Annotated in this window: 23 protein-coding genes; 7 read left to right on the top strand and 16 right to left on the bottom strand. The window is 71.7% G+C overall.

Annotation, left to right across the window (positions count from 1 at the left end; all coding sequences use genetic code 11):
- Positions 1-211 precede the first annotated feature (211 nt).
- Complete coding sequence (locus A3Q37_RS14960; protein ID WP_030088460.1) at positions 212-571, top strand: hypothetical protein; 360 nt, start codon at positions 212-214, stop codon at positions 569-571.
- Between the two features lies 1 nt (position 572).
- Positions 573-1,013 carry a hypothetical protein gene (locus A3Q37_RS14955; RefSeq protein ID WP_065484060.1) on the top strand — a complete coding sequence of 147 codons (441 nt, stop codon included), beginning with the start codon at positions 573-575 and terminating at the stop codon, positions 1,011-1,013.
- 52 nt (positions 1,014-1,065) lie between these two features.
- Here A3Q37_RS14955 and A3Q37_RS14950 read toward each other — a convergent pair whose 3' ends face one another.
- The 3 genes from A3Q37_RS14950 to A3Q37_RS14940 form a co-directional block, all read right to left on the bottom strand.
- The gene (locus tag A3Q37_RS14950) at positions 1,066-1,569 is read right to left on the bottom strand and encodes a GNAT family N-acetyltransferase (RefSeq protein WP_065484051.1); all 504 of its coding nucleotides are present in this window, start codon (positions 1,567-1,569) and stop codon (positions 1,066-1,068) included.
- Positions 1,570-1,615: 46 nt separating this feature from the next.
- Positions 1,616-2,161 carry a sigma-70 family RNA polymerase sigma factor gene (locus A3Q37_RS14945; RefSeq protein ID WP_065484048.1) on the bottom strand — a complete coding sequence of 182 codons (546 nt, stop codon included), beginning with the start codon at positions 2,159-2,161 and terminating at the stop codon, positions 1,616-1,618.
- A gap of 146 nt (positions 2,162-2,307) precedes the next feature.
- Positions 2,308-3,468, bottom strand: coding sequence for a glycerophosphodiester phosphodiesterase (locus A3Q37_RS14940; RefSeq protein ID WP_065484042.1), 1,161 nt, complete (start codon positions 3,466-3,468; stop codon positions 2,308-2,310).
- Positions 3,469-3,731: 263 nt separating this feature from the next.
- On the opposite strand from A3Q37_RS14940, the gene A3Q37_RS14935 reads away from it, so the two are divergent.
- Positions 3,732-4,403 (top strand): 1-acyl-sn-glycerol-3-phosphate acyltransferase, encoded by a 672-nt coding sequence (locus A3Q37_RS14935; RefSeq protein ID WP_065484163.1) that lies wholly within the window; start codon positions 3,732-3,734, stop codon positions 4,401-4,403.
- A gap of 83 nt (positions 4,404-4,486) precedes the next feature.
- Here A3Q37_RS14935 and A3Q37_RS14930 read toward each other — a convergent pair whose 3' ends face one another.
- Both A3Q37_RS14930 and A3Q37_RS14925 read right to left on the bottom strand, forming a co-directional pair.
- Positions 4,487-6,031, bottom strand: coding sequence for an MFS transporter (locus A3Q37_RS14930; RefSeq protein WP_065484032.1), 1,545 nt, complete (start codon positions 6,029-6,031; stop codon positions 4,487-4,489).
- Positions 6,028-6,579: a TetR/AcrR family transcriptional regulator gene (locus tag A3Q37_RS14925; RefSeq protein WP_030712430.1), complete on the bottom strand. Its 552-nt coding sequence runs from the start codon at positions 6,577-6,579 to the stop codon at positions 6,028-6,030. Before A3Q37_RS14925 ends, A3Q37_RS14930 begins: the two co-directional genes overlap by 4 nt.
- Positions 6,580-6,831: 252 nt before the next feature.
- On the opposite strand from A3Q37_RS14925, the gene helR reads away from it, so the two are divergent.
- The gene (helR, locus tag A3Q37_RS14920) at positions 6,832-8,997 is read left to right on the top strand and encodes an RNA polymerase recycling motor ATPase HelR (RefSeq protein WP_065484018.1); all 2,166 of its coding nucleotides are present in this window, start codon (positions 6,832-6,834) and stop codon (positions 8,995-8,997) included.
- Between the two features lie 33 nt (positions 8,998-9,030).
- Here the strand turns inward: helR and A3Q37_RS14915 are convergent, their stop codons facing one another.
- From A3Q37_RS14915 to A3Q37_RS14905, 3 genes are all read right to left on the bottom strand, one after another.
- Positions 9,031-10,002 (bottom strand): aldo/keto reductase, encoded by a 972-nt coding sequence (locus tag A3Q37_RS14915; protein WP_065484015.1) that lies wholly within the window; start codon positions 10,000-10,002, stop codon positions 9,031-9,033.
- Between the two features lie 102 nt (positions 10,003-10,104).
- Entirely contained in the window at positions 10,105-11,532 is a 1,428-nt protein-coding gene (gene argH, locus A3Q37_RS14910; protein ID WP_065484012.1) for an argininosuccinate lyase, read from the bottom strand.
- Between the two features lie 101 nt (positions 11,533-11,633).
- A complete protein-coding gene (locus A3Q37_RS14905; RefSeq protein WP_065484009.1) occupies positions 11,634-12,827 on the bottom strand; it encodes an argininosuccinate synthase in 1,194 nt (397 codons plus the stop codon).
- A 225-nt stretch (positions 12,828-13,052) separates the two neighbouring features.
- On the opposite strand from A3Q37_RS14905, the gene A3Q37_RS14900 reads away from it, so the two are divergent.
- Positions 13,053-13,757: a L,D-transpeptidase gene (locus A3Q37_RS14900; RefSeq protein WP_065484007.1), complete on the top strand. Its 705-nt coding sequence runs from the start codon at positions 13,053-13,055 to the stop codon at positions 13,755-13,757.
- Positions 13,758-13,766: 9 nt separating this feature from the next.
- Here the strand turns inward: A3Q37_RS14900 and A3Q37_RS14895 are convergent, their stop codons facing one another.
- Genes A3Q37_RS14895 through argC form a run of 5 tightly spaced genes read right to left on the bottom strand, consistent with a single transcriptional unit; the run spans position 13,767 to position 18,654 of the window.
- A complete protein-coding gene (locus A3Q37_RS14895; RefSeq protein ID WP_019764598.1) occupies positions 13,767-14,303 on the bottom strand; it encodes an arginine repressor in 537 nt (178 codons plus the stop codon).
- A 25-nt stretch (positions 14,304-14,328) separates the two neighbouring features.
- The gene (locus A3Q37_RS14890) at positions 14,329-15,543 is read right to left on the bottom strand and encodes an acetylornithine transaminase (protein ID WP_065484004.1); all 1,215 of its coding nucleotides are present in this window, start codon (positions 15,541-15,543) and stop codon (positions 14,329-14,331) included.
- Positions 15,540-16,478 (bottom strand): acetylglutamate kinase, encoded by a 939-nt coding sequence (gene argB / locus A3Q37_RS14885; protein WP_065484001.1) that lies wholly within the window; start codon positions 16,476-16,478, stop codon positions 15,540-15,542. The genes A3Q37_RS14890 and argB overlap by 4 nt, the downstream gene beginning before the upstream one ends.
- Entirely contained in the window at positions 16,475-17,629 is a 1,155-nt protein-coding gene (gene argJ / locus A3Q37_RS14880; protein ID WP_065483994.1) for a bifunctional glutamate N-acetyltransferase/amino-acid acetyltransferase ArgJ, read from the bottom strand. Before argJ ends, argB begins: the two co-directional genes overlap by 4 nt.
- The gene (gene argC, locus A3Q37_RS14875) at positions 17,626-18,654 is read right to left on the bottom strand and encodes an N-acetyl-gamma-glutamyl-phosphate reductase (RefSeq protein ID WP_065483992.1); all 1,029 of its coding nucleotides are present in this window, start codon (positions 18,652-18,654) and stop codon (positions 17,626-17,628) included. Before argC ends, argJ begins: the two co-directional genes overlap by 4 nt.
- 62 nt (positions 18,655-18,716) lie before the next feature.
- On the opposite strand from argC, the gene A3Q37_RS37240 reads away from it, so the two are divergent.
- Together A3Q37_RS37240 and A3Q37_RS14870 are read left to right on the top strand one after the other, a co-directional pair.
- On the top strand, positions 18,717-18,857 hold the full coding sequence (locus A3Q37_RS37240; protein ID WP_176711418.1) for a hypothetical protein: 141 nt from the start codon (positions 18,717-18,719) through the stop codon (positions 18,855-18,857).
- Between the two features lie 181 nt (positions 18,858-19,038).
- On the top strand, positions 19,039-19,575 hold the full coding sequence (locus A3Q37_RS14870) for a hypothetical protein (protein WP_065483990.1): 537 nt from the start codon (positions 19,039-19,041) through the stop codon (positions 19,573-19,575).
- A 158-nt stretch (positions 19,576-19,733) separates the two neighbouring features.
- Here the strand turns inward: A3Q37_RS14870 and A3Q37_RS14865 are convergent, their stop codons facing one another.
- The 3 genes from A3Q37_RS14865 to A3Q37_RS37235 all read right to left on the bottom strand — a co-directional run bounded on the left by A3Q37_RS14865 (position 19,734) and on the right by A3Q37_RS37235 (position 21,992).
- Positions 19,734-20,042, bottom strand: coding sequence for a hypothetical protein (locus tag A3Q37_RS14865; RefSeq protein WP_065483987.1), 309 nt, complete (start codon positions 20,040-20,042; stop codon positions 19,734-19,736).
- Positions 20,043-20,242: 200 nt separating this feature from the next.
- The gene (locus A3Q37_RS35685) at positions 20,243-20,572 is read right to left on the bottom strand and encodes a deoxyxylulose-5-phosphate synthase (protein WP_079137796.1); all 330 of its coding nucleotides are present in this window, start codon (positions 20,570-20,572) and stop codon (positions 20,243-20,245) included.
- A 46-nt stretch (positions 20,573-20,618) separates the two neighbouring features.
- Complete coding sequence (locus A3Q37_RS37235; RefSeq protein ID WP_065483976.1) at positions 20,619-21,992, bottom strand: HEAT repeat domain-containing protein; 1,374 nt, start codon at positions 21,990-21,992, stop codon at positions 20,619-20,621.
- Between the last annotated feature and the right edge of the window lie 30 nt (positions 21,993-22,022).

Raw genomic sequence — 22,022 nt, 5'->3', positions numbered from 1 at the left:
GGTTCGGTCGCGCACCTGTACCCATATGGCTGTGACCTGCGAAAACATGAAGGGCTCGGGGGTACGTGGGGTGGCGCCCGGGCCCGCCGGGAGCGGAACCTTGGCCGCCGGTTGTGTTCAAGGCCACCCTCGTGCGACCGGGGCGGCAGCCGCCCGCGCGGTGGCCGGGGCCGCACGCGGGCGGGCGTTCCGTCCGTAATACCCTCGACTCATGCTTGACGCCCTGACGGTCGCGGTCGCCGTGACCGCGCTCGCCCTCGCCGCCTGGTGCGGACACGCCGCCTACCGGGACCAGCCGACGAAGGACTGGCATTTCATCGGGATGGCGGTCGTCTCCGTGCTGGCGCTGGCCCAGTTGGTGGTGGGCGTCGTGCAGCTGGCGCGCGGGGAGCGGCCGGAGCAGGGCATGGCGGTGTTCATCGCCTATCTGATCGGCTCGTTCGCCGCCGTACCCGCGGCCGGGTTCCTGTCGTTGACCGAACGGACCCGCTGGGGCTCGGTCACGGTGGCGGCGGGCGCGATCGTGCTGGCGGTTCTGGAGGTCCGGCTCTATGACATCTGGGGAAACTGACGTGAGCGACACCGACCGCCCCGAGGTGGCCACGGCCGCGAAGCCGGCCTTCGAACTGGGCACCGGTCCCGGCCGGGTCCTGGTCTGGTTCTACGGGGTGTTCACGGTCGCGGCGGCCTCGCGCTCGATCGTCCAGATGATCATCGACTTCGACCGGGCGCCGCTGGCGTACGTGCTCTCGGCCGTGGCGGCCGTGGTGTACGGCTTCATCACGTACTCGCTGGTGCGCGGCGGGGAGAAGGCCCGCCGGGCGGCGCTGGTGTGCTGCGCGGCGGAGCTGCTGGGCGTGCTGGTCGTCGGCGCGTGGACGCTGGCGGATCCGGCCGCGTTCCCGGACGCGACGGTGTGGTCGGACTTCGGGATGGGCTACCTCTTCATCCCGGTGATCCTGCCGGTCACCGGGATGATCTGGCTGCGCCGCGCGAAGACGGTGGCGGTCTGAGGCCTGTCGCTTTTGACCGGCCCCGTTCCGCCCGACCTCGCGCGGCGCCGGGTCAGGCGCTGGCCACGAAGTCCCGGTCGGCGGCGTCCTTCTCCAGCAGGACCATCCGTACGCCGTCGGCTCCGGTGACGGCCCCGACCTGGGCGTATCCGGCCTTCCGGTAGAGCCGCAGATTGCTCTCGCTGCGGTGGCCGCTGTGCAGCCGGTAGCGGGTCGCCGCCCGCTCGGCGGTCAGCGCCGACTCGGCGGCCAGCAGCAGCCGGGCGCCGAGGCCGTGGCCCTGGAGCCGGGGGTGGACGCAGAGCTTCCCGATCAGGCCCGTGCCGTCGGGGTCGGTGAATCCCCGGACCGCGCCGACGACTTCGTCCCCGAGCCGGGCCACGAGCACCAGGTCGTCGGCGACTTCGGCGCGCAGCGAGTCGAGGGTCTGGACGAGCGGGTCGATCCGGTAGTTGTCGTACAGCTCCGCCTCGCGCTGGAAGCAGAGGTACTGAAGTCTGAAGATCTGCTCGACGTCCTGTGCCGTCGCCGCCGAGATGGTCACGCTCATGCCCATGTGTGCACGCCTCCCGCTCACCTGTCCGCCGGTTGCCTACCGCTCCCTATCCCCGCACGGATGGGGCGACAACCTCCGCAGCCAGCATTCTGCGCAGACATCCAAGGCAACGGGAACGGATCGGACCCAAACTCCCCTGTGACATACCCAACTCCCCTGCGATTTCCCGGTAGGTCGGGTCGCCGGGGTCGAGTAACGCCTCCAGCAGCCGGGGGCAGCGTCCGGGCAGCCGGGCCATCGCGGAGCGCAGCGCCCGGCGTTCGGCGGCCCCGAGCGCGGCGCGTTCCGGGCAGTCGGCCGGCCCGGCGGCGGGTTCCGTTCCGGCGTACGGGCGTTCCCGCCGGGCCGTGCGGCGGCCGCGGCGGGCCTCGGCCCGTACCGTGTCGCGGACCCAGCGGGCGGCGTCGGCGGGCGGTCCGGCGGCGGCCGGGCGCTCCAGGAGCCGTACCCAGACACTCTGTTCGAGGTCGGCGGGATCGACCCCTGCGGCCGGGGCCTCGGCCCTCGCCTCCGCGCGCACCAGGGGTTGCAGGGCGCGGACGACGAGGGCGGTGGAGGCGGCGGGGCCGAGGTCATGATCGAGAAGCGTCATGCCCCGGCGGACGTGCCGGTGGGGGCGGCCGGTTGCTCCGGACGCGCCGCACCACCCGACCGGGGCATGCGGGGGCGTACGGCTGACGGCGCGCCTCGCGTACGCGGCCCCGGCGAAGCAGCCTGTACGGGAGGCGCGCCGTCGCGTCAGCGTCCCGCGTGGTCCGCCGCGGCGAGCAGCGCCGTGTCCGGGTGGTCGGCGAAGATGCCGTCGATGCCGGTGGCGAAGTACGCGGCGGCGGCGCCGAACACGTCCCCGTAGGCGTTGGGGTCGGTGCCGCGCCGGAAGTCGGCGGGCAGGAAGCTGTTCTCGTTGCGCAGGGTGTACGGGTGCAGCAGCAGGCCCTTGGCGTGCGCGTCCCGTACCAGCGTGGTCGGGGTGGTGAGCCGCCCCGAGGCGTCCTTCGGGATGATCAGGTCGAGGGTGGGGCCGATGCCCTGGGCGAAGGAGGCCAGCCACTTCAGTCCGGCGGGCTTCACCAGATCGGCAACCGTGCGCGGGTCGCCCGACTCGACGAAGTCCCAGGGGCGCTCCTTGGGGCCGGACAGCAGGACGATGCGCGGGGTGTCGACGAGCCGGGCGAGGCGCTGGATCGAGCCGGGCTCGAAGGACTGGAGGATGAGCGGGGAGTTCCTGCGGTCCCGGCCGTACCGGCGCAGCAGCCGGGCGAGCGGCTCCTCCAGGCCGAGGCCGAGCTTGCGGAAGTAGGTGGGGTGCTTGGTCTCGACGTACAGCCAGACGGGCGCTCCGCGCTTGCGGCCCTCCTTGTCGGCCCAGCGCAGGACCTCCTCGAAGGTGGGGATCGTCCACCGGCCGTTGTAGAGGGTGTTGTCCGGGCGGTTGCCGGGGATGCGCTCCGTGGCCCGCAGGGTCTTGAGCTCGGCGAGGGTGAAGTCCTCGGTGAACCAGCCGGTGTAGGAGACGCCGTCGATGCTCTTGGTGGTCCTGCGGCCGGCGAATTCGGGGTGGTCGGCGACGTCGGTGGTGCCGGTGATGTCGTTCTCGTGACGGCAGACGAGATGGCCGTCCTTGGTCGGCACGAGGTCCTGCTCGACGATGTGCGCGCCCAGGTCGAGGGCCAGCTGGTAGGAGCCGAGGGTGTGCTCGGGGCGGTAGCCGCTGGCCCCGCGGTGGCCGATCACCGTCGGTACGGGCAGATCGCGCAGCGACCCGTGGCCGCCCGCGCCGTGGCCGCGCCCCCGCTCGGCGGCCTGGGCGGCGGCGGGCAGGCCGAGGGCCGCGGTGCCGAGGACCGCGGCGCCCAGAAGGGTCCGCCGGCCGGGGGTCTTCCGCGCACGCTCCGTCATGAATGCTCCTCGCTTGGTGATGTCCGGGACCGGTCGAGCGAGGCCCGATCGTAGGCTGGGAGACGTACGGCAGGACGGACCTTCGGCCAACGTGGCGGAAACACATGTCAACACCGCGTATCCGCTCCGTGAACCCGATGTGCGATCAGCGCATACCCGCGAGTATCGTCCTCACCTGCACCGACCATCATCCGTCGGCACCGGCCACCGCCCGTTGGACCCGTTCCCTCGCGGCCGGCCCGGCCACGACACCGGAGGAACCGTTGTCCCGTCTCACGGTCATCAAGGCAGTGCTCGGACCGATTCTGCGCCTGATGTTCCGCCCCCAGGTGGAGGGCGCCGAGAACATTCCCGGGACCGGTCCGGTGATCCTCGCGGGCAACCACCTGACGTTCATCGACTCGATGGTCATGCCGGTCTGCGTCGACCGCCCGGTGTTCTACATCGGCAAGGACGAGTACGTCACGGGCAAGGGGCTCAAGGGCCGGCTGATGGCCTGGTTCTTCACCGGCTGCGGCATGATCCCGGTGGACCGGGACGGCGGCCGGGGCGGCGTCGCGGCGCTGATGACGGGCCGCCGGGTGCTGGAGGAGGGGCAGGCCTTCGCGATCTACCCCGAGGGCACCCGCTCCCCCGACGGCCGGCTCTACCGGGGCCGTACGGGTATCGCGCGGCTGACGCTGATGACGGGCGCGCCGGTGATCCCGTTCGCGGTGATCGGCACGGACAAGCTCCAGCCGGGCGGCGCGGGTCTGCCCCGGCCGGGCAAGGTCACGGTGCGCTTCGGTGAGCCGATGGAGTTCTCGCGGTACGAGGGCATGGACCGCGACCGCTATGTGCTGCGGGCGGTGACGGACTCGGTGATGGCCGAGGTGATGCGGCTGTCCGGCCAGGAGTACGTGGACATGTACGCGACGAAGGCGAAGGCGGCCTGATTCCTTAGGCCGTGCGCACGCGGGAAGGGCCCGCACCCCACTCCGGGGTGCGGGCCCTTCTCCGTACGGCCTGTTCGTACGCCCTACGGGTGCTCGACGCCGTCCTCCAGCTTCTGGCCCCGCAGCAGGAACCAGGCGGCGACCGCCGCCGCCAGGAGGACCGCCGCGCCGACGCCCGCGGCCGACCGCAGTCCGTCGACGAACGCCTCCTGGGCCGCCGAGACCAGCGGCCCCGCCTGGGCGGCGGGCAGCGCCGCGGCCGATTCGACCGCCCCGCCCAGCGACTCGTGGGCGGCCGCCTCGGCGCCGGCGGGGATGCCGGCCGGGGTCGGGAAGCCCCGGTAGACACCGGTGACGATGGAGCCGAGCAGGGCGATACCGAGGGCCGCGCCCAGTTCGTACGCCGTCTCCGAGACGGCGGAGGCGGAACCGGCCTGCTCCTTCGGGACGCTGGAGAGGATCACATCGGCGGTGACGGTGAAGGAGAACCCGGCGCCGACGCCGACCACCAGCAGCATCGAGCCGAGCAGCGGGTAGCCGGTGTGCTGGTCGAGCAGGGTGACCGTGCCCAGCGCCAGACCGACCGCGCCGAGCCCGCCCGCGACGACCGAGCGCACCGAGAACCGGCGGGCGGCGAACCCGGCCAGCAGACCGGCGGTCACCGCGCCGATCGCGGCGGGCAGTTCGGCGAGCCCGGCCTCCAGCGGCCCGCGGCCCTGCACCAGTTGCAGGAACTGGGAGAGGAAGAAGACCAGGCCCGACAGGCCGAGGATGGTCAGCAGGTCGGCGAGGACCGCGCCGGAGAAGCCCCGGTGGTGGAAGAGCCGCATGTCCAGCAGGGGTGCGGGCAGCCGCAGCTGCCTGCGGACGAACCAGGTCAGCGCGGCGACGCCGAGCACGGCCGCCGCCCCGGCGTCCCAGCTCACCCCGTGCGAGGCCGTCTCCTTGATGGCGTACACGACACCGATCATGCCGACCAGCGAGAGCCCGACGCTGAGCATGTCCCAGGGGCCCGGGGCCGGGTTCCTGGACTCGGGGATCAGCTTGATGCCGACGACCACGAGGACGGCCATCACGGGCAGGTTGATGAGGAAGACCGAGCCCCACCAGAAGTGTTCCAGCAGGAATCCGCCGACGACCGGGCCGACGGCCGCGCCCGCCGAGGCCATGGCGCCCCAGATCCCGATGGCGAGGCTGCGCTCGCGCGGGTCGTGGAAGAGGTTGCGGATCAGGGCGAGCGTGGACGGCATCAGGGTCGCGCCCGCGACACCGAGGAGCGCCCGGGCCACGATCATCATCTCGGGGGTGGTCGCGTACGCGTTGAGCACGGAGACCGCACCGAACGCCACGGCGCCGACCAGCAGCAGCTTCTTGCGGCCGATGCGGTCGCCGAGGCTGCCCATCGAGACGAGCAGGCCGGCGATGACGAAGGAGTAGACGTCACCGATCCAGAGCAGCTGGTTCCCGGTCGGCTTCAGGTCCTCGCTGAGGAACGGGGTCGCGAGACCGAGGACGGTCGCGTCCACGGCCACCAGCAGCACGGCGAGGACGAGGACGGCGAGCGCGATCCACCGCCCGGGACGGTGTACCGCGTCCGTGGTGTCCGGGTTCTTCTCGGTGCTGATCATTGCTCCACGCTCCGGCGTGCTCCGCCGAGCAGCAGCTCGACGATCATGTACTGGAAATCCTGTGCGGCGACCCGGCCCGCCTGGATGGACCAGGCTCCGGTGCCGACGAGGCCGTAGAGGGCCTCGGTCAGCCAGGCGGGGGTGAGGTCGATACGGAACTCGCCGCGTTCCTGGCCCCGGCGGAAGAAGGCGGAGACCCGGGCGTCGGCCCGGTTCCAGCCCTCGTTGACCTCGTCGCCCTCGAAGAGCTGGTTCTCGTTGACGAGGAAGGACATCAGCCCGGCGCTGGGCTCGACGGCCGCGATGAGACGGCGCAGCCCCTCCTCCGAGGTGTCCTCGTCGAGCCGGGCGGCGTCCAGGGCCGCCTCGAACTCCTGGAGGCCGAGGTTCTCCAGCGCCTTCACCAGGGCGTCGCGCCCGGCGAAGTGGCGGTGGAGGGTGGCCCGGCCGATACCCGCCGCCTTGGCGACCTCGTCCATGGTGGCGGTCGATTTACGGGTCAGCAGGGCGGCGGCGCTGCGCAGCACCTGCTCACGGTCGAGTGTCATGAGACGATCATAACCCACGTGAGACATTCTCGTCTCATTGAAGAGCGTGCGAGCTCACAGCACGGGCGCGGAAGCAAAAGAAGCGCGGGGCCGGAAAACAAAAAGTGGCCGGAGGAAAAACCCCTCCTGGCCACTCTCAACTTATAGCGCATGGGGGGGCTTGCGGCAAGACCCCCCATAGGTCGCAGAATCGTCCGCCGTAGCCGGGACGGGACGCCGCCCCTGTAAGCCCCGTAGATCGGAACTGACGACGTGACACCCCTGACCACCAGCGCGTTCGACCTCCCCGACCGGCTCTCCCCCAAGGCCGACCCGGCGCTGATCGCCGAGGACGAGCGGCACTTCGCAGCCATCGCCCACTGCCTGGAGCAGTCGATCGCCGAGCTGACCGAGCGGCTCGCGGCCGAGCGCCGGGCGCCCGGCGGGGCGAGCCGGGCGGCGATGGACCGGGACGTGGAGATCCACCGGCTGACCGCCCGGCTGCGCACCCTGCGCCGGTTCGGCATCGACCTGTGCCTCGGGCGCATGGTCGCCGCCGACGGCTCGGGACCGCTGTACGTGGGGCGGCTCGGCCTGACCGACAGCACGGGCCGCCGGCTGCTGGTCGACTGGCGCTCCCCCGCCGCCGAGCCGTTCTTCGGGGCCACCCACGGCGACCCGATGGGCCTGGTGAGCCGCCGCCGCTACCGGTGGACCGGCGGCCGGGTCGGCGACTACTGGGACGAGGTGTTCGCGCCGGAGGGGCTGGCCGGGCATGCCGCGCTGGACGACCGGTCCGCGTTCATCGCGAGTCTGGGCTCCACCCGGTCGGCCCGGATGCGCGATGTGCTGGGCACCATCCAGGCCGACCAGGACGCCGTCATCCGGGCGGGTTCCCGGGGCACGCTCGTCGTCGACGGCGGGCCCGGCACGGGGAAGACCGTCGTCGCCCTGCACCGCTCCGCGTATCTGCTGTACGCCGATCCGCGGCTGGGCCACCGTCGCGGCGGGGTGCTGTTCGTCGGGCCCAACGAGCCCTATCTCGGGTACGTCGCCGACGTCCTGCCGAGCCTCGGCGAGGAGGGGGTCCGGACGTGCACCCTGCGGGACCTGGTCGCCGAGGGCGCGGCGGCGGGGCCCGAGCCCGATCCGGAGGTGGCGCGGCTGAAGGCGTCGGCGGAGCTGGTGAAGGCGGTCGAGCCGGCCGTACGGTTCTACGAGGAGCCGCCCGCCGAGGGCGTACGGGTGGAGACGCACTGGTCGGACATCTGGCTGAGCGCCGCCGACTGGGCCTCGGCGTTCGGGGCGCCGGATCCGGGCACGCCGCACAACGAGGCGCGCGACCAGGTCTGGGAGGAGCTGCTCACGATCCTGGTGGACAAGCACGAGGGCGACGCGCCGGAGGAGCAGCTGCGCGCCTCGCTGCGGCAGAACCGGGAGCTGTTCGCCCTCTTCGACCGCGCCTGGCCGCTGATCGAGGCGGTCGACCTGGTCGGCGACCTCTGGTCCGTACCCGCGTATCTGCGCAAGTGCGCCCCCTGGCTGGCCGCCGAGGAGGCACGGCGGCTGCGGCGGGCGGACGCGCAGGCCTGGACGGAGTCCGACCTGCCGATCCTGGACGCGGCGCGGCTGCGGCTCGGCGATCCGGAGGCGTCCCGGCGCCGACGCCGCCACGAGGCGGCGGCCGCCGCCGAGCGGGAGCAGATGGACCGGGTCGTCGAGAGTCTGCTCGCCGACGAGACGCTGGCCGACGCGGACGCGGACGGCGAGGGGGCGCTGGTGATGCTGCGCGGGGAGGATCTGCGGGAGTCCCTGGCCACCGCCGGCCGGCCGAGCGGGGTGGAGCCGGACGCGTTGGCCGGGCCGTTCGCGCACATCGTCGTGGACGAGGCCCAGGAACTGACCGACGCCCAGTGGCAGATGCTCATCCGGCGGTGCCCGTCCCGGAGCTTCACCGTAGTCGGGGACCGGGCGCAGGCCCGGAACGGTTTCCCCGAGACCTGGGAGGAGCGGCTTGAGCGGGTCGGTCTCGACCGGATCGCTCTGGCCTCGCTGACCATCAACTACCGGACGCCGGAGGAGATCATGGCGGAGGCGGCGCCGGTCGTCCGGGCCGCGCTCCCGGACGCCAATGTGCCGGTCTCCGTCCGCAGCGGCGGCATCCCGGTCGCCCATGGCCGCGCCGAGGACCTGGACACCGTCGTCGCCGACTGGCTCGCCGCGCACGACGACGGGACCGCCTGTGTCATCGGCGCCCCGGACTTCCGGCCGACGGCCCGGGTGCGGTCGCTGACGCCGGAGCTGTCGAAGGGCCTGGAGTTCGACCTGGTCGTGCTCGTCGACCCGGAGAGGTTCGGCGAAGGCGTCCGGGGGGCGGTGGACCGGTATGTGGCGATGACCCGGGCGACCAGGGAACTCGTGATCCTGACGAGCTCCTGAGGGGCCGCCGGGTCAGGCCCTCTTGGGCGGGGTTCAGTGCCAGGGCAGCCCGGCGCGGTGCCGCCAGTACGCCTCCGGCTCCTCGACCAGGGCGTCGAGGCTCGCCCGCTGCTCGTCGTCCAGGTCGACGACGGCGGCGTGCAGATTGCCGGAGAGCTGGCCGACCGTGGCGGCGCCGGAGAGCACGACGCCCGCCCAGGGCTGGTGCAGGACGAGCGCCAGGGCCACCGCGTCGCCGCCCACCCCCGCGTCGGCGGCGATCTCCTGGAACACGGCGGGGGCCTCGTCGCCGGCGAGCCGCCCGTTGGCCATGCCCTCCTTGACGATCACGGTGAGCCCGGCGTCGTGGGCCTCGGCGAGCGCGGGCGCGGCCGAGGTCTCCAGGGCGTTGTAGGTGGCCTGGACCGTACGGAAGAGGGGTTCGCCGTCGACCGTGACGGCGAGGGCGGCCCGGATCGCGTCGGCCTGGGCGGGCCCGCTGGTGGAGAGGCCGACGGTGACGCCGTCGGCGGCCAGGGCGGCGAGGCGGTCGAGGAGTTCCTTGTCGGAGAGCGCCGGGCTGTCCGGGGTGACGGAGTGGACCTGGTAGAGGCTGAGCCGGTCGCCGAGGAGGTCGCGGGTCTCGGCGTACTGGCGCTCGAAGGTGGCGAGGCTGTGGTCCTTGACCTCGTGGTCCTCGGCCTCGACGCTCCAGTCGGCGGTGTAGGTGTAACCCCATTTGGAGCCGACGACGAGGTCGGTGAACGAGGGCCGGGCGTCCAGCCACTCGGCGAGGAACTCCTCGGCGCGGCCGTAGGAGCGGGCGGTGTCGACGTACCGCACGCCCTGTGCGTAGGCGGCGTCCAGCAGCTCGTGAGTACGGGCGCGCAGGGCGTCGGGATCGCGGTCGGCGGGCAGGTCGCGGTCCCGGTGGAGGTTGATGTAGCCGGGCCTCCCGACGGCGGCCAGGCCGAGTCCGATGTGGGCGGTCGGGGTCGTCGCGGCGGCCAGGGCGGCGAAGGGCATCGCGGGCTCCTCGGGGTCGGGTTTCGGTTACTCCTACCCCGGTGAACGTAGCTCGCGACACCCTTCGTGGACCTCTTACGACACCGCCACCAGCTGCTGCGCCTACCGGCGTGCGGTCGCCCAGGCGTGCTGGGCCGCCAGGTCTTCCTTCACCTCGGCGAGCTGTACGGCGACGGCGGAGGGGGCGGTCCCGCCCCGGCCGTCGCGGGAGGCGAGGGCGCCCCGCACGTTGAGGACCGTGCGGACCTCGGGGGTGAGGTGCTCGGAGATCTTCGCGAACTGCTCGTCGGTGAGCTGGTCCAGCTCGATGCCGTGCTGCTCGCACTCCTTGACGCAGGCGCCGGCCACCTCGTGCGCCACCCGGAAGGGGACGCCCTGCTTGACCAGCCACTCCGCGATGTCGGTGGCGAGCGAGAAGCCTGCCGGGGCCAGCTCCTCCATGCGCTCGCGGTTGACGGTGAGGGTGGCCATCATGCCGGTGAAGGCGGGGAGCAGGACTTCCAGCTGGTCGCAGGAGTCGAAGACGGGCTCCTTGTCCTCCTGGAGGTCCCGGTTGTACGCGAGCGGGAGCGCCTTGAGCGTGGCGAGGAGGCCCGTCAGATTGCCGATGAGGCGGCCGGACTTGCCCCGGGCCAGCTCGGCGATGTCGGGGTTCTTCTTCTGCGGCATGATCGAGGAGCCGGTGGAGAAGGCGTCGTGGAGGGTGACGAAGGAGAACTCCTTCGTGTTCCAGATGATGACCTCCTCCGCGATCCGGGAGAGGTTGACGCCGATCATCGCGGTGATGAAGGCGAACTCCGCGACGAAGTCCCGCGAGGCGGTGCCGTCGATGGAGTTGGCGACCGAACCGTGCTCGAAGCCCAGGTCGGCGGCGACGGCCTGCGGGTCGAGCCCCAGCGAGGATCCGGCGAGCGCCCCGGAGCCGTACGGGGAGACGGCGGTGCGCTCGTCCCACTGGCGCAGCCGCTCGGCGTCCCGGGACAGGGACTGGACGTGGGCGAGCACGTGGTGGGCGAAGAGGACGGGCTGGGCGTGCTGGAGGTGGGTCCGGCCCGGCATGGCGACGTCCGCGTTGGCCTCGGCGAGGCCGACCAGCGCGCTCTGGAGGTCGGCGATCAGGCCGCCGATGGTCCGGGCGTGGTCGCGCAGGTACATCCGGAAGAGGGTGGCGATCTGGTCGTTCCGGGACCGCCCGGCCCGCAGCTTGCCGCCGAGGTCGGGGCCGAGGCGCTCCAGGAGCCCGCGCTCCAGGGCGGTATGGACGTCCTCGTCGGCGATGGTGCCGGTGAAGGAGCCGTCGGCGACGTCGGCTTCGAGCTGGTCGAGCCCGGCGAGCATCCGGGTCAGCTCGTCCTCGGTGAGCAGGCCCGCCTTGTTCAGGACACGGGCGTGGGCGCGGGAGCCGGCGATGTCGTACGGGGCGAGCCGCCAGTCGAAGTGGACGGAGGCGGACAGCTTGGCCAGCGCCTCGGCCGGTCCGTCGGCGAAACGCGCGCCCCAGAGCCGGACGTCACCGTTGTTGCTGCTCACTGCGTGCTCCTCAAAAAGGCAAAGGCGTGGGGCCAGGGTGCGGATATGCGGCCGCCTCCCTGCCGCGTGACGACGGGGAGGCGGCTGTACAACGAGAAGGGTCAGGCGAGGTCGCGCTTGGCTGCGATCTTCGAGGAGAGGCCGAAGATCTCGATGAAGCCCTGCGCCTTGGACTGGTCGAAGGTGTCGCCCGAGTCGTAGGTGGCGAGGTTGAAGTCGTACAGCGACTCCTCGGACTTCCGGCCGGTGACGACGGCGCGGCCCGCGTGCAGGGTCATCCGGATGTCGCCGGTGACGTGCTGGTTGGCCTCGTTGATGAAGCCGTCCAGCGCCCGCTTCAGCGGGGAGAACCACAGGCCGTCGTAGACCATCTCGCCCCACCGCTGCTCGACCTGCCGCTTGTAGCGGGCCAGTTCGCGCTCGACGGTGACGTTCTCCAGCTCCTGGTGGGCGGTGATCAGCGCGATTGCGCCGGGCGCCTCGTACACCTCACGGGACTTGATGCCCACGAGCCGGTCCTCGACCATGTCGATCCGGCCGATGCCCTGGGCGCCGGCCCGCTCGTTGAGCTGCTGGATCGCCTGGAGGACGGTGACGGGCCGGCCGTCGAGGGCGACCGGGACACCCTCCTTGAAGGAGATGACGACCTCGTCGGCCTCGCGCGGGGTGGCGGGGTTGGAGGTGTACTCGTAGATGTCCTCGATCGGCGCGTTCCAGATGTCCTCCAGGAAGCCCGTCTCGACGGCCCGCCCGAAGACGTTCTGGTCGATGGAGTACGGCGACTTCTTGGTGGTCGCGATCGGGAGGTTCTTCTCCTCGCAGAAGGCGATCGCCTTGTCCCGGGTCATCGCATAGTCCCGGACCGGGGCGATGCACTTCAGGTCGGGCCCGAGCGCGGAGATGCCGGCCTCGAACCGGACCTGGTCGTTGCCCTTTCCGGTGCAGCCGTGGGCGACGATCCCGGCGTTGTGCTTCTTGGCGGCGGCGACGAGGTGCTTGACGATGGTCGGCCGGGAGAGGGCCGAGACCAGCGGATAGCGGTCCATGTAGAGGGCGTTGGCCTTGATCGCCGGGAGGCAGTACTCCTCGGCGAACTCGTCCTTGGCGTCCGCGACCTCGGCTTCGACGGCACCGCAGGCGAGCGCGCGCTTGCGGATGACGTCCAGGTCCTCGCCGCCCTGGCCGACGTCCACGGCAACGGCGATGACCTCGGCGCCCGTCTCCTCGGCGATCCAGCCGATGGCGACGGAGGTGTCCAGGCCGCCCGAGTAGGCGAGTACGACGCGCTCGGTCACGGGTTTCTCCTTACGGTGCAATCACTGATGGGTATAACTATGCGGTCCTCCGTATTGTTTGTCAAAGCGGCAGGTCAGAGGGGTGTTCCTGACTGCATGACGAGGATTCCGGCCCGGGAGGCACCGGCGGCCGGCTCCCGGTGGTTCCCCGCCCGGAGTGCGCCGCTGGGCCGTACGGAGCAGGTCCGGTGGGGCGGCGCGCCCGGTCGCCGTACGGTCCGGAGCATGCGCAGATCACTGGTGACCGCCGCCGTACTCCTCGCCCTGGCCGGCTCCCTCGGGGCCGCCCCCGCCACCGACGTACCACCCCTGCCGGACCGGCTGGCGGACACCGGCGGTGGATCGCAGTTGATCACCGCCGAGGCCCCCGACACCGGCTCGACCACCGGCACGGTGACCTGGTGGGAGCGGCGTGGAGGGAGGTGGGCGGAGGCGGGGTCCGCGCCCGCGCGGTTCGGGGCGAACGGGCTGGCCGAGGGGGCGACGCGGGAGCAGGGCACCAGCACCACGCCGACGGGGCTGTACGACCTGCCGTACGCCTTCGGCATCGAGGACGCCCCGGCGGGGACGACGTATCCGTACCGGAAGGTGAACGACGACTCCTGGTGGTGCCAGGACAACGACTCGGTCGCGTACAACCGCTGGGTGGAACCGCGGCCCTCCCACTGCCGGGCGGACGAGGCCGAGCATCTGGTCACGTACGGGACGCAGTACGCCCGGGCGCTGGTGATCGGCTTCAACTACGAGCAGCCGGTGCGCAATCGGGGCGCCGGGATCTTCCTGCATGTCAACGGGCGCGGGGCGACGGCGGGTTGTGTGTCCGTACCCGCCGACGCCATGGCGGAGATCCTGGCCTGGGCGAAGCCGGAGCGGCGGCCGCACATCGCGGTCGGGACCTCGTCGGGCCCGACCGCGATCACGCGGTACTAGCTCTCCGGCTCAGCGGTCGTTCTGAGCGAGCCTCAGCAGATGGTCGGCCAGCGCCTGACCGCCGTTCGGGTCGCGGCTGATGAGCATCAGCGTGTCGTCGCCCGCGATGGTGCCGAGGATGTCGTGCAGTTCGGCCTGGTCGATGGCCGAGGCGAGGAACTGGGCCGCGCCCGGCGGCGTACGGAGCACCACCAGGTTGGCCGAGGCCTCCGCCGAGATGAGCAGTTCGGCCGAGAGCCGGCGCATCCGCTCCTCCTTGGCCGAACCGCCGAGCGGCGCCTGCGGGGTGCGGAATCCGCCCTCGCTGGGCACCGCGTAGATCAGCTCACCGCCGGTGTTGCGGATCTTCACCGCGCCCAGCTCGTCCAGGTCGCGGGAGAGCGTCGCCTGGGTGACGCTCAGCCCGTCGTCGGCGAGGAGCTTGGCCAGCTGGCTCTGCGAGCGGACCGGCTGCCGGTTCAGGATGTCCACGATCCGGCGGTGGCGGGCGGTGCGGGTCTGCGGCACGGACGGTCCGCCGTGCTCGGTTTCCTGCGCCTCGGTCATCGTCGTCGCCTCATTCTCCGGAGGGTCATGCTCCGGATCGTCCGTCCCCGTGTGCCGCGTCGAGAGCGCCCGGCAGGATCTCCAGGAACGCGTCCACCTCCGCGTCACCGATGATCAGCGGCGGCATGAGCCGTACGACATCGGGGGCGGGCGCGTTCACCAGGAGGCCGGCTCCCTGGGCCGCCTGCTGCACCTGCGGTGCGAGGGGTCCGGTGAGCACGATACCCAGCAGCAGGCCGCTGCCGCGGACATGGGAGACCAGCGGGTGTCCCAGCGCCTCCACTCCGTCGCGGATCTTCTCGCCGAGCCGCTTGACGTTGTCGAGCGCGCCGTCGGCCGCGAGGGTGTCCAGGACGGCGAGTCCGGCGGCGCAGGCGACCGGGTTGCCGCCGAACGTCGTGCCGTGGTGACCCGGCTTCAGCAGGTCGGCCGCCGGACCGAAGGCGACGGTCGCACCGATCGGCAGCCCGCCACCGAGCCCCTTGGCGAGCGTGACGATGTCCGGCTCGACGCCTTGGTGGGCCTGGTGCTCGAACCACTGGCCGCAGCGGCCGATGCCGGTCTGCACCTCGTCGAGGACGAGCAGGGTGCCGGTGGCGCGCGTGATCTCGCGGGCGGCCTCCAGGTAGCCCTTGGGCGGGACGACGACACCGTTCTCGCCCTGGACCGGCTCGATGATCACCAGTGCGGTGTCGGTGGTGACGGCCGCGCGCAGGGCGTCCACGTCCCCGTACGGCACATGCGTGACGTCACCGGGGAGCGGCCGGAACGGCTCCTGCTTCGCCGGCTGGCCGGTCAGCGCGAGCGCGCCCATCGTCCGGCCGTGGAAGCCGCCGTCGGTCGCGACCATGTGGCTGCGCCTGGTGAGCCGGCCGATCTTGAAGGCGGCTTCGTTGGCCTCCGCGCCGGAGTTGGCGAAAAAGACCCGGCCCTGACGGCCGAACAGCTGGAGCAGCCGTTCGGCGAGGGCGACGGGCGGCTCGGCGATGAACAGGTTCGATACGTGACCGAGGGAGGCGATCTGGTGGGAGACGGCCTCGACGACGGCGGGGTGGGCGTGGCCGAGGACGTTGACCGCGATGCCGCCGACGAAGTCGAGGTAGCGGGTGCCGTTCTCGTCCCAGACGTGGGCGCCCTCGCCGCGGACGAGGGGCAGGCGGGGGGTGCCGTAGTTGTCCATCAGCGCGCCCTGCCAGCGCGCGGTGAGTCCGGTGGTCTCGGAGCCGGTGCCGGTCGTCATGATTCCCCCTGTTCGGACTGTTCAGGACCTGTGTGTACGGCGATGGGGGCGTCCGGCACGACCATCGTGCCGATGCCCTCGTCGGTGAAGATTTCCAGCAGGATCGAGTGCTGGACGCGCCCGTCGATGACGCGTGCGGTCTCGACGCCGTTGCGCACGGCGTGGAGGCAGCCCTGCATCTTGGGGACCATGCCGCTGGACAGCTCGGGCAGCAGCTTCTCCAGCTCGCTCGCGGTGAGCCGGCTGATGACGTCGTCGCTGTTGGGCCAGTCCTCGTACAGCCCCTCGACGTCGGTGAGGACCATCAGCGTCTCGGCGTTCAGCGCGGCGGCGAGCGCGGCGGCCGCGGTGTCGGCGTTGACGTTGTAGACGTGGTGGTCGTCGGCGGAGCGGGCGATGGAGGAGACGACCGGGATGCGGCCGTCGTCCAGGAGCGCCTGGATGGCCCCGGTGTCGATGGCGGTGATCTCGCCGACCCGGCCGATGTCGACGGACTCGCCGTCGATGGTGGGCCGGTGCTGGGTGGCGGTGATGGTGTGGGCGTCCTCGCCGGTCATGCCGACGGCGAGGGGGCCGTGCTGGTTGAGGAGGCCGACCAGTTCGCGCTGGACCTGTCCGGCGAGGACCATCCGTACGACGTCCATCGCCTCGGGGGTGGTGACCCGCAGCCCGGCCTTGAACTCGCTGACCAGGCCCTGTTTGTCGAGCTGGGCGCTGATCTGCGGGCCGCCGCCGTGCACGACGACGGGCTTGAGGCCGGCGTGGCGCAGGAAGACGACGTCCTGGGCGAAGGCGGCCTTCAGCTCCTCGTCGATCATGGCGTTGCCGCCGAACTTGATGACGACGGTCTTGCCGTTGTGCCGGGTCAGCCAGGGCAGCGCCTCGATGAGGGTCTGCGCCTTCGGGAGTGCGGTGTGCTTCCGCGCGGCGCTCATGAGCTGTACGCGCTGTTCTCGTGGACGTAGTCCGCGGTGAGGTCGTTGGCCCAGATGACGGCGGACTCGGAGCCCTCGGCGAGGTCGGCGGTGATCCTGACCTCCCGGTAGCGCATGTCGACGAGGTCGCGGTCCTCGCCCACCTGGCCGTTCTTGCAGACCCAGACGTCGTTGATGGCGACGTTGAGCTGATCCGGGTCGAAGGCGGCCTTCGTCGTGCCGATGGCGGAGAGGACGCGGCCCCAGTTGGGGTCCTCGCCGTGGATGGCGCACTTGATGAGGTTGTTACGGGCGATGGAACGGCCGACCTCGACGGCGTCGTCCTCGGTGGCCGCGTTGATCACCTCGATCCGGATGTCCTTGGAGGCGCCCTCGGCGTCGCCGATGAGCTGCCGGGCGAGGTCGTCGCAGACGGCCCGTACGGCCTCGGCGAACGCGTCCTGTTCCGGGGTGATGCCGCTGGCGCCGGAGGCGAGGAGCAGCACGGTGTCGTTGGTGGACATGCAGCCGTCGGAGTCGACCCGGTCGAAGGTGGTCCGGGTGGCGTCGCGGAGGGCGGCGTCCAACTGTTCTGCGGGTACATCCGCGTCGGTGGTGAGGACGACGAGCATGGTGGCGAGGCCGGGAGCCAGCATGCCGGCGCCCTTGGCCATGCCGCCGACGGTCCAGCCGTCGCCGCCCGCGACGGCGGTCTTGTGGACGGTGTCGGTGGTCTTGATGGCGATGGCGGCCTTCTCGCCGCCGTGCTCGCTGAGGGCGGCGGCGGCCTGCTCGATACCCGGGAGGAGCTTGTCCATGGGGAGCAGGATGCCGATGAGCCCGGTGGAGGCGACGGCGACCTCGCCCGCGCTGTGGCCCTCCAGCACCTCGGCGACCTTCTCGGCCGTGGCGTGGGTGTCCTGGAACCCCTTGGGGCCCGTACAGGCGTTGGCGCCACCGGAGTTGAGGACGACGGCGGTGACCTCGCCGCCCTTGAGGACCTGCTCCGACCAGAGGACGGGGGCGGCCTTGACGCGGTTGGAGGTGAAGACGCCGGCGGCGGCGCGGCGCGGCCCGTTGTTGACCACGAGGGCCAGGTCCGGGTTACCGCTCTCCTTGATTCCGGCGGCGATGCCCGCCGCCGAGAACCCTTGTGCTGCCGTGACGCTCACGGTGCCACTCCGATCGTCGAAAGACCTGTGTCCTCGGGGAGTCCGAGGGCGATGTTCATGCTCTGGAGGGCGCCGCCCGCGGTGCCCTTGGCGAGATTGTCGATGGCGCAGACGACGACGATCCGTCCGGCGGCCGGATCGTGCGCGACCTGGATCTGTACGGCGTTGGAGCCGTACACCGCGGCGGTGGCGGGCCACCGCCCCTCGGGCAGGAGGTCGACGAACGGCTCGTCCGCGAACGCCTTCCCGTACACCGCGCGCAGGCTCTCCGCGCTCACGCCGGGCTTCGCCTTCGCGCTGCACGTGGCGAGGATGCCGCGGGGCATGGGGGCGAGGGTGGGCGTGAAGGAGACGGTGACCGGCTGCCCGGCGGCGGCGCTGAGGTTCTGGATCATCTCGGGGGTGTGGCGGTGTCCGCCGCCGACGCCGTACGGGGTCATGTTGCCCATGACCTCGGACCCGAGCAGATGCGGCTTGGCCGCCTTGCCCGCCCCGGAGGTCCCGGACGCGGCGACGATGACGGCCTCCGGCTCGGCGATACCGGCCTCGTACGCCGGGAAGAGCGCGAGCGACACGGCGGTCGGGTAGCACCCCGGCACGGCGATCCGCTTCACCCCGGCGAGCCCGGCCCGCCCACCCGGCAGCTCGGGCAGCCCGTAGGGCCAGGTCCCGGCGTGCGGCGAGCCGTAGAACGTCTCCCAGTCCCCCGCGTCCTTGAGCCGGAAGTCGGCCCCCATGTCGACGACGAGCACCTCGTCCCCGAGCTGCTCGGCGACGGCGGCGGACTGCCCGTGCGGAAGCGCGAGGAAGACGACGTCGTGCCCGGCGAGCACCTCGGCGGTGGTGGGCTCCAGCACCCGGTCGGCCAGCGGCCGCAGGTGCGGCTGGAGCGAACCGAGCGTCTGCCCGGCGTTGGAGTGCCCGGTGAGAGCACCGATCTCGACCTCCGGGTGCGCCAGCAGAAGACGGAGCAGCTCCCCGCCGGCGTATCCGCTCGCCCCTGCCACTGCTGCTCGTACCACCATCGGTAACCCTCCTGATCGATGGCATGACTATACGCATCGACGCACTTTTATGCAAAGCATTCATGGGGGAGCCGCCCCATCCGTCCAAGCTGCGGTTCACCACTGCGGAGGGCAGCGACAACCACACGCCGGACTTCCGGGGCACCGAGATCCGGGACCGGTTCGCCACCGAAGCAGGCCAGGCGTTGGCCGATCACGCCTGAGCGTGCTCCCCGTACACATCGGCCGCGGGCGTGGAGGCCCGGCCGGGCTCGCTCAGAGCCAGACCGAATGCCGGTGCCGTCGGCCGAATGAAGAACTCGACAAGGGTGGCAAGTCCTCCCTCGATCTCCTGAGCCGCCGGTTCCGGGGCCGCCCCTGAGCACGTCCCTCTAGACTCCAACGGTGATCGAGATCCTCGAGAACCTGGACCTGCTGTCCCGGCCGACCCTCGACCTCGCCGGGGTCGAGGTGAACGGTATCGCCCTGGGGGCGCCTGCCGCCTCCGTTCCACGGGAGCGCATTGTGGGCGGCCTGTCCCCGGTCATCGCCCGGTACCGCGGTGGGACCGACATCGAAAGCGAGTACTACGACGCTGATGGACGGAGCCTGACACTGGACGAGGTCATCGACGACGTTGTCCGGTCGGACGGATTCCTCTACGGCACCGACAAGATCAACTACAAGACGTGCGCCGGAGCAGTGGTCGGCTTCGCGATCAGCGGCCCGCATCTGTCCCACTTCGCGCACTTGACCTCGTACGAGGAGTTCCTGTCCGCCTTCGGCTGGCCTGACCGAGTACACGAGAATGAGGCATACGGCGACCTCATGAGCTACGAGGCCTACTACTGGGGCGCTCGGAAGCATGTGACGTGGGACGTCTGGGAGGGCCGGGTGAGCTTTGTCAACCTGGGCGACTTCGAGGGGAACAGCGGTCCCTGACCGCACCTTTCGAAATGGGCCCCTTGCCCTCTGGGCCGGCACAGGATTACCGACATGGTTCCGATGACGGAGCGCCGGCTCGCGGCGACCGCTGCCGCCGCGAGCCTCGCCTCGTTAGCCCTGTCGGCCCCGGACAGAGGGCGCCGCGGCCCGGTCGGTCAGCAGAGCACGGTCTTGCGGTAGCTTCCCAGCCCCTCGTACCACCATTCCTTCTTGGCACCGGACTTCAGGCTCCAGCACGGGCTGTCACTGCCCCACCTGATGTCGACCTTCACCTTCTTGGTCGTGCCGCAGTTGTTCGTCAACGCGACGTAGATGCTGGACGGGTAGCCGTCCACGTACCGGGCGACGCAGTCCGGTGCCGTGTCGCCCACCGCAGCATGTGCGGCCGGAGCCGTGGTGACAGCGACGAGTGCCGTGGTGAGCAGTACGGTGCTCACCGCCCCGGTCTTCTTGATCAAGGACATGGCGCGGATCATCCCCCAGGAGTAGCGCGGTAGCCGCCAGGCCGGTACACCCGGCGAACGGGCACGACCTATGCCATACGAGAACGTCGCCGCTGCCTACCTCGAAAGTTCCAGGAAACGTCATTCGGCCGACTCACCGACGTGGCGGCAGGCGTCACCGTCGCGCCCGGCTGCGGCGAGCACGGCACACAAGGGACGAGCTACGGCACGTCGTACCGTACGAGTGCCTCGGCGACCGGTGTGCCGCTGCGTCGCGCGTACGTCAACCGCTCGCGCACCTCACGCAGCCCTCGGGGGCGGTATCCGGGCCCGCCGCAGCAGCTCTTGTGGAAGCCCACGCCCGCGTTCAGCAGCACGGCGAGGGCCCGCCATGCCGCGATGTCCCGGCGCCGCGGCGCCGCGAAGGCCGAGCCCGCGTGGATCATCGGCTCCGCGCAGTTCGGGCAGGTCCGCTGCCTCGTCCTGTCGTGGGGCTGCTTGTACGACACCCGGCAGGAGAGGCAGACGTACGACGTTTTCCCGTGGCTCATCGGCTCAGATTAGAGACGGGCGCGGGGCGGCGGCCAGCGGATTTCCTCAAGCTTCGCGGTCGTCGTGCCGGGCGCCTTCGCGGTTGTTCCACTCCCAGGTCCAGAGCGCGGAGAGCCCGTGGTCGTGCTCGTGGCCGGGACGGTTGTGCGTTCCCACGCGGGCGATCGCCTCGCCGGTGCGCGGGTCGTTCCGGCGGAGGAGGCCGTAGGCCGCGTTGAGGCGGGTTCCGAGGTCGTCCGCGTCGAGCAGGGGCATCAGGGCGTCGGCGACCGCTGCTGTGCCGTCCTTGCCTTCGGCCGCGGCCTCCGCGGTGACGGCCCGTACATCGGCCACCGGGTCCCGGAGCAGCGCGACGACGGCGTCCGTGAACTCGGGGGTTCCGTCGTGCGCCGCCGCCAGGGCCGCGCCGGTCGCCGCACGCACCGTGCCGTGCCCGTCCCCGGCCAGTTCCAGCAGCGTGGCCCGGGCCGCCGCGCCGAGGGTGGGGCGCGCTTCGTCCCGGTCCAGGAGGAGGCCGGGGACCTGGGCGCGGACGCGTGGGTCCGGGTGGTCGGCGTGCCTGCGTCCTACGGCCTCCGCCTCCCGGTGTTCGAACTCGCCCAGGGCGCGGAGCACTTCCGCGAGGACGTCCGGGGCGTCCTCCCCCTCCACGGCCCAGGCCACGAGGAGATCCGCCGTCTCCTTCTCGTAGGAGTTCCGACAGCTCGACTCCGTCAACCGGTAGCAGGTGAGCACGTCGAGGACGAAGTGGCGGTGCTCCGGGTCCGGGCTGTGGCGGTACGCCGTGACGGCCGACCAGGCCTCCTTGCTGCGGCGCTCGCTGAGTACCCATCGGGCGGACGAGCGGTCGGCATGCTCCCGGTCGCGCGGTGCCACGGCCCTGGTCACCAGCTCGTCCACGGGCGTCAGGACGCGGAAGGCCCACTCCAGGTCCGTCAGGATCGCCCCGTGTCCGGCGCGGATGGTGGCGTCGCCGAGCGTCAGCTGCGTGACGTGGTCGTACTCGTCGTCCTTCACACGGCTCGCGCGCATGGAGCCTGTCCCGCCCGCCCTGGTCCGGAGCGCGGCTTCCGCGCCCTGCTCGTACCGGTCCCGGGCGAGGGCGAGGAGGTGCGCCCTCCGGGACTCCGCCAGGCGCAGCCTGGGCTCCCGGCCCAGCACGGCCGTCACCGTCGCGGGAGAGCCCCCGTCGACGGCCCGTACCAGCGGGGTCGTTCCGTCCGGCAGCTCGTGGTCCGGGTCCGCGCCGCCCTCGACCAGAGCACCAGCGACGGCGTCGTCATACGCGGCGATGGCCAGGCACAGCACCGGCAGGCCGTCGTCCGTGCGCGTGTCCGGGTCCTCTCCCGCCGCCAACAGGTCGGTCACCGTCTCCGCGTCCCTCCGCAGAACCGCCGCCACCAGATCCCCCGCGCCCATGTTTCGCTGCCCCCGCCCGCTCCGTAACGC

Origin of the sequence: Streptomyces sp. PTY087I2, from assembly GCF_001687325.1 — a bacterium.
Lineage (GTDB): Bacteria > Actinomycetota > Actinomycetes > Streptomycetales > Streptomycetaceae > Streptomyces.
This window is presented reverse-complemented; position numbering and strand designations above follow the sequence as displayed.